This window comes from Micromonospora sp. M61, assembly GCF_018070245.1.
Classification (GTDB): domain Bacteria; phylum Actinomycetota; class Actinomycetes; order Mycobacteriales; family Micromonosporaceae; genus Micromonospora; species Micromonospora zamorensis.
The window spans coordinates 1-7,024 of record NZ_JAGPYA010000018.1; the positions used below are offsets into that span (position 1 = coordinate 1).

The 7,024-nt window shown below is 70.7% G+C and carries 5 protein-coding genes and 1 pseudogene; 3 read left to right on the plus strand and 3 right to left on the minus strand.

Annotation, left to right across the window (positions count from 1 at the left end; all coding sequences use genetic code 11):
* Positions 1-117: 117 nt before the first annotated feature.
* From KBX34_RS12715 to tkt, 3 genes and pseudogenes are all read right to left on the minus strand, one after another.
* Positions 118-642 (minus strand): annotated as a pseudogene (locus tag KBX34_RS12715) (glucose-6-phosphate isomerase); the annotation flags it as partial.
* Positions 643-685: 43 nt separating this feature from the next.
* A complete protein-coding gene (gene tal, locus KBX34_RS12720) occupies positions 686-1,861 on the minus strand; it encodes a transaldolase (protein ID WP_088949245.1) in 1,176 nt (391 codons plus the stop codon).
* Between the two features lie 15 nt (positions 1,862-1,876).
* Positions 1,877-4,015, minus strand: coding sequence for a transketolase (gene tkt, locus KBX34_RS12725; protein ID WP_210794365.1), 2,139 nt, complete (start codon positions 4,013-4,015; stop codon positions 1,877-1,879).
* Between the two features lie 266 nt (positions 4,016-4,281).
* On the opposite strand from tkt, the gene KBX34_RS12730 reads away from it, so the two are divergent.
* The 3 genes from KBX34_RS12730 to KBX34_RS12740 all read left to right on the plus strand — a co-directional run bounded on the left by KBX34_RS12730 (position 4,282) and on the right by KBX34_RS12740 (position 6,855).
* A complete protein-coding gene (locus KBX34_RS12730) occupies positions 4,282-5,235 on the plus strand; it encodes a heme o synthase (protein WP_088949243.1) in 954 nt (317 codons plus the stop codon).
* 350 nt (positions 5,236-5,585) lie between these two features.
* Positions 5,586-5,921 (plus strand): hypothetical protein, encoded by a 336-nt coding sequence (locus KBX34_RS12735; RefSeq protein ID WP_088949242.1) that lies wholly within the window; start codon positions 5,586-5,588, stop codon positions 5,919-5,921.
* Positions 5,922-5,934: 13 nt separating this feature from the next.
* Entirely contained in the window at positions 5,935-6,855 is a 921-nt protein-coding gene (locus tag KBX34_RS12740; RefSeq protein ID WP_210794364.1) for a RimK family alpha-L-glutamate ligase, read from the plus strand.
* Positions 6,856-7,024: the final 169 nt, after the last annotated feature.

The following is a 7,024-nucleotide window of genomic DNA, read 5'->3' on the forward strand; positions in this document are numbered from 1 at the left end:
GCACCGCCAGGTCCTCCGCGACCGCGCCGGTCACCTGGAGGTAGCTGCCCACCTGCGGGCCGCCCTTGTGGTACTGACCCGTCGAGTGCAGGAATCGCGGTCCCCAACCGAAGGTGACCGGCCGGCCTCCGCCTCCGTCATCCCGGCGTCCAGGAACGCCTGCCAGTAGGCGCGCCGGTGGCTGTCGGTCTCCACCGTCGAACCGGACTTGCTCGCCACCACGACGACGGTGCGCTCCAGCCGGTCACCGAGCGCCGCTCGGACCTGGCCCGGGTCGGTGGTGTCCAGCACGGTCAGCGGGCGGCCCAGGGTCCGCGTGATCACCTCGGGGGCCAGTGACGAGCCACCCATCCCGGCGAGCACCACGTGGTCCAGGTCGGCCAGCTCCGCGGTCAGCTCGGCCAGCTGCGCCAGCAGCTCCCGGCTGCGCTGGTGGGTGTCCACCCAGCCGAGCCGGACCTTCGCCTCGGCCTCGGCGTCCGGACCCCACAGGCTCGCGTCCTTGCCGGCCAGCTTGCCCGGGACGCCGGCCTTGACCAGCGCGTCCCGGGTCGAGGCGGGAGCGGACTTGTCGACCGCGTCCGCGCCGTACACGGCCAGCCCGGCGGCGGCCTCCACCTTCCCTGCCAACAGGTCACTCATGCCGCCACCTCACTGCGCTCGACGGTGGCACGGATTCTCTCGCTCATGCGCCACCGGCCTTTTCGGCGCCCTTGGCGTTGCCCTTGGCGGCCTTGTTCGGAGAACCCTTACCCTTCGCCGCCGCCTCCAGCGACTTGCGGACGCCGTCGAGCAGCTCCTGCCAGCTGGCCTCGAACTTCTCCACGCCCTCGCGCTCCAGGGTGGCGATCACGTCGGCCATGTCCACCCCAACCGACTCCAGGTCCGCGAAGACCTTGCGGGCCGCGTCGTAGGCGCCGGTGATGGTGTCGCCGCGGGTCTCGCCGTGATCGGCGTACGCGTGGATGACCGACTCCGGCATGGTGTTGACAGTGCCGGGGGCGATCAGCTCCTCGACGTAGATGACGTCGCGGTAGTCCGGGTTCTTCGTCGAGGTGGACGCCCACAGCGGCCGCTGCGGGTGCGCCCCCGCGTCGGCGAGCGCCTTCCAGCGGTCGGAGGAGAACACCTCGGTGTAGCGCTCGTACGCCAGCTGGGCGTTCGCGACGGCGGCCTTGCCCCGGAGCGACTTGGCCTGCTCGGAGCCGATCTTCTCCAGCCTCTTGTCCACCTCGGCATCCACCCGGGAGACGAAGAACGACGCGACCGAGCCGATGGTGGACAGGTCGTGGCCGTTGGCCTTGGCCTTCTCCAGGCCGGCGAGGAACGCCTCCATCACCGCCGAGTAGCGGTCCAGGCCGAAGATCAGCGTCACGTTGACGCTGATCCCCTCGGCCAGCGTGTCGGTGATCGCCGACAGGCCCTCCTCGGTGGCCGGGATCTTGATGAAGAGGTTGGGACGGTCGACCAGCCACCACAGGGCCTTGGCCTCGGCAACCGTCCGGTCGCTGTCGTGCGCCACCCGGGGGTCCACCTCGATGGAGACCCGGCCGTCGACACCCGCACTGCCGTCGTAGGACGGGCGCATCACGTCGCAGGCCCACCGCACGTCGTACGTGGTGAGCATCCGCACCGACTCCTCGACCTCAATGCCACGGGTGGCGAGGTCGCGCAGCTGCCAGTTGTACTCGTCGGCGTCGCTCAGCGCCTTTGCGAAGATCGTCGGGTTGGTGGTGACACCGGCCACGTGCTTCTCACGGCGGAGCTGGTCCAGCCCGCCGGAGCTCAGTCGTACCCGGGAAAGATCGTCGAGCCACACCGCCACGCCTGCGGCGGTGAGCTCATTCAGCTTGTCCGTCATGCCGTCCACGCTCCCTCAGTTGCCGGTCGTGAAACCGGTGATGTCGCCCACCCGGGCCAGCGAGGCGTGCGCCGCCGCCACGATCCGGTCGCCGGTGAAGCCGAACTGCTCGAAGAGCACGGTGTGCGGGGCGCTCGCTCCGTAGTGCTCCAGGCTGACGCTTTCGCCGAGGTCGCCGACGACGCCGCGCCAGGACATCGCGATGCCCGCTTCCACGCTCACCCGTGCCTTTACCCCGCGTGGGAGCACCGACTCCCGGTACGCCTCATCCTGCTCGTAGAACCACTCCTGGCAGGGCATCGAAACCACCCGGGTGGGGGTGCCGTCGGCCTCCAGGCGCTCCCGCGCGGTCAGGCAGAGCTGCACCTCGGAACCGGTGCCGACGATGATCACCTGAGGCTTGCCGTTGGACGCCTCGGCCAGCACGTAGCCGCCCTTGGCGACCCCCTCCGCGCTGCCCAGGACGTCCCGGTCCAGGGTTGGCAGCGGCTGGCGGCTCAGCGCCATGGCGGTCGGCCGGTCGGTGTGCTCCAGCGCCATCCGCCAGGCCCAGGCCGTCTCGTTGGCGTCCGCCGGGCGGACCACGTCCAGACCGGGGATGGCGCGCAGCGCGGTCAGGTGCTCCACCGGCTGGTGGGTCGGGCCGTCCTCGCCCAGGCCAATCGAGTCGTGCGTCCAGACGTAGGTCACCGGCAGCTTCATCAGCGCGGCCAGCCGCACCGACGGGCGCATGTAGTCGCTGAACACCAGGAACGTGCCGCCGTACGGGCGGGTGCCGCCGTGCAGGGCGATGCCGTTCAGGATCGCTCCCATGGCGTGCTCGCGGATGCCGAAGTGCAGCGTGCGGCCGTACTCGTGGCCGGGGAAGTCCTTGGTGGCGTGCGAGGCCGGGATGAACGACGGCTCGCCCTTCATGGTGGTGTTGTTGCTCTCCGCCAGGTCGGCCGAGCCACCCCACAGCTCCGGCAGCACCGGCGCGAGCGCCTCCAGCACCTTGCCGGACGCGGCACGGGTGGCCACGCCCTTGGCGTCGGCGGGGAAGACCGGCAGCGCGTCGGCCCAGCCGTCGGGGAGCACCCGCCCGGCCATCCGCTCGTAGAGCGCGGTGCGCTCCGGGTTGGCCTTCTTCCAGGCGTCGAACTCGCCGGTCCATGCCTGCTCGGCGTCGGAGCCGCGACCCATCACCGTGCGGGCGTGGGCGAGCACCTCCTCGTCGACCTGGAAGGTCTGCTCCGGGTCGAAGCCGAGGATCCGCTTGGTGGCCTTCACCTCGTCGGCGCCGAGCGCCGAGCCGTGGATCTTGCCGGTGTTCTGCTTGTTGGGAGCGGGCCAGCCGATGATGGTGCGCAGGGCGATGAAGGAGGGACGGCCGGTCTCCGCCTTGGCGGCCAGCAGCGCGGCGTGCAGGGCCTCGGCGTCCTCGTGGTAGTCGCCCTGGTCGGCGTCGCCGCTACGCCAGTCGACGGTCTGCACGTGCCAGCCGTACGCCTCGTAGCGGGCTGCCACGTCCTCGCTCTTGGCGATGCGGGTGTCGTCCTCGATCGAGATCTCGTTGTCGTCGTAGATCACCGTGAGGTTGCCCAGCTGCTGGTGCCCGGCGAGGGCGCTGGCCTCGTGGCTGATGCCCTCCTCGATGTCGCCGTCGGAGACGATGCACCAGATGTTGTGGTCGAAGACCGACGCGCCCGGCTCGGCCTCGGGGTCGAACAGGCCGCGCTCGCGGCGGGCCGCCATGGCCATGCCGACCGCGTTGCCCAAGCCCTGCCCGAGGGGGCCGGTGGTGGTCTCGACGCCCGGGGTGTGCCCGTGCTCGGGGTGACCCGGCGTGAGTGAGCCCCACTGCCGCAGCGACTGCAGGTCGGCCAGGCTCAGCGGGTAGCCGGACAGGAACAGCTGGATGTAGAGGGTCAGGCTGGAGTGCCCGGCGGAGAGGACGAACCGGTCACGGCCGGGCCAGTTCGGGTCGGCCGGGTTGTGCCGCATGACCCGGTTGAAGAGGAGGTACGCCGCGGGCGCAAGGCTCATCGCGGTGCCCGGGTGGCCGTTGCCGGATTTCTCCACGGCATCCATGGCCAGCACGCGGACGGTATCGACGGCCCGGCGATCGAGGTCGGACCAGTTCAGTGCGGAGTGCTCGGGTCGTTTGGCAGCCACGATGGTTGTGCTCCTCGGCAGATGGGCGGAACCCTCACTGATGACCCTATCGAGCGTCCCTAAACGCGCGCCCGGGGATCTCCGCATGGTGTGCGCTACGTGACGAACCCGTCGCGCCGGTCAACCCGGTGGTGTGACCGTCCGCACCGTTGTCGGGTCGGCCGGGCAGCCAAAACGACAACGCGTAGTGTGTGGGTCGGTATGCGGACCCGGGCGGTCCCGACCAATCCGATCTCCCCGTGCCCGATGCCGGAAGGTGGCAATCCGTGAGCATGATCACCGAGCGCCCCGCGAGCAACCCGGCCGGGCAGCACCCGGCGCGGGCGGCCGAGGGCCCGGTGGCCCGGCGGGACGTACGCGCGGTCCTCTCGGCGTACGTGGCGCTCACCAAGCCGCGGATCGTCGAGCTGCTGTTGGTCACCACCATCCCGGCGATGATGCTCGCCGAGGGCGGGCTCCCGTCGCTGTGGTTGATGGCCATCGTGCTGATCGGTGGCTCGCTCGCCGCCGGCGCGGCCAGCGTGCTCAACTGCTACATCGACCGGGACATCGACCAGTTGATGCGGCGTACCAAGCGTCGGCCACTGCCGGCGCACACCGTGTCGCCACGCAGCGCGCTGGTCTTCGGTCTGGTGCTGGCGGCGATCTCGATCGTCCTGATGGCGGCGTTCACCAACCTGCTGGCCGCCGGGCTGACCCTTGCCGCGATCGTCTACTACGACGTCGTCTACACGCTGTGGCTCAAGCGCTCCACCCCGACGAACACGTTCTGGGGCGGCGCCTGCGGGGCCGCTCCGGTGCTCATCGGATGGGCAGCGGTCACCGGCGGGCTGGCCCCGGCGGCCTGGGGGCTCTTCGCGGTGGTCTTCTTCTGGCAGATGCCGCACTTCTACCCGCTCGCCATGAAATACAAGGACGACTACGCGCGGGCCGGCATCCCGATGCTGCCGGTGGTGGCGTCGACCCGACGGGTGAACGCCGAGATCTTGATCTTCGCGTGGCTCACCGTGCTCACCTCCCTGGCTGTCTGGCCGCTGGGGCTCAGCGCGATCTACGGCGTGCCGACCCTGGTGGTGGGCGCCATCTTCATCGTCGAGGCACACCGACTCTGCCGGCGCGCGACGCGGGGCGAGGCGGTCAAGCCGATGCGGCTGTTCCACTGGTCGACCACGTACCTGACGATCGTGTTCGTGGCCGTCGCGCTCGACGCGCTGATCTGACGCTCGCCTCGCGTCTGAGGCCTACGTCGGCGTCTGAGGCCCGCCTCGCGTCTGACGCCCGCCTCGCGGTTCCGCCCCGCCGATCCGGTGGGTGTCGCTCGTCGTCCGACTAATCATGCCCATGGATGAGTTGTCCGGTTTAACGTCACATCAGGGTAACTTTCGGCATGAGCCGGATGGGCTCAACCTGTGGTGGATGCGCAGGGGTTTGCCGCGAAGTTTTGCGATGAAAAGTCGGTATATAACCGGACAGCTTGCCTGTGGTCAGCCTTAAACCTGTAGGTAATTGGCATCACAAAAGGTTCATGGTTCTCGCCCGAGAGGGTGCGGGTCTGCTTAGGCTTCGCGTCATGGCAGATGGTTCCGATACGACGCTGACGGCCGAGCAGACCGCCGGCGAGCAGACGCCCCAGGGCCTGGTTGCGGGCCTCAAGGCGTTCGCCGCCGGGCACGGCGGCGCGAAGGCGGTCATCGAGTACGTCGGCAAGCGTGGCGCGCGAATCGTCCTGGTCGGATCCGACGGTGAGTGGGGCGACCAGTTCGCCGACGACACCGTCACCGCCCGGGAGGCGTGCGCCAAGGCGGGAGTCACCGTCGAGAACGCCTGGGAGCGTGAACTGATGGACCAGATGCGTCCGAGCAACGACCTGTGGCGGTCGATGGCCCGGCGCACGATGGCCCGCTGAATAGACACCTGAATTGACCACCGATCACCAGTCGACCCGGGGGGAACCCCGGGTCGCTCTCGTCACCTGCGCCGACCTGGCCGACCTCGACCCGGACGACCGGCTGGTCCTCGCCCCGCTCAGCGCCCATGGCATCGCCGTCGACACCGCGGTATGGGACGGCCCCGATGTCGACTGGTCCTCGTACGACCTGGTCGTGCTCCGCTCACCCTGGGACTACGCGCTGCGCCGCGACGAGTTCGTCGCCTGGGCGGCGACCGTCCCAACGCTGGTCAACCCGGCCGACGTGGTCCGCTGGAACACCGACAAGCGTTACCTGGCCGAGCTGACCGCCGCCGGGGTGCCGACCGTTCCGACGTCCTGGGTCGAGCCGGGGGAGAGCTGGCAACCGCCCGCCGAGACCGGCGAGTACGTACTCAAGCCCTCGGTCAGCGCCGGCAGCCAGGACACCGGCCGCTACGACCTGGCCGACCCGGAGCACCGGGACCTGGCCGCCGCACATGTCCGCCGGCTCTCCGACGCCGGCCGGGTGACCATGGTCCAGCCGTACCTGCGCGCCGTCGACACCGAGGGCGAGACGGCACTGCTCTTCCTGGCAGGGCCGGACGGGCTCACGTTCAGCCACGCGATCCGCAAGGGGCCGATGCTGACCGGCCCGGACCTCGGCCCGGACGGGCTCTACAAGGCCGAGGAGATCACCTCCCGTACCGCCCGACCCGAACAGCTCGCGGTGGCCGAGAAGACCCTCGCCACGGTGCCCGGCGGCACGCGGCAGCTGCTCTACGCCCGGGTCGACCTGATCCCCGGCCCCGACGGCGAGCCGGTCCTGGTCGAGCTGGAGCTGACCGAGCCGTCGCTCTTCATCGGGTACGCCGACGGGGCCCCCGCCCGCCTCGCCGCCGCGATCGCCACCCACCTGGCCCGCCGCGCCTGACCGCCCCCGGCGCGACGCCCGCCGTGCCACCCCGCACCGCGCCACCGCGCCACCGCGCCACCGCGCCACCGCGCCACCGCGCCACCGCGCCACCGCGCCACCGCGCCACCGCGCCACCGCGCCACCGCGCCACCGCGCCACCGCGCCACCGCGCCACCGCGCCACCGCG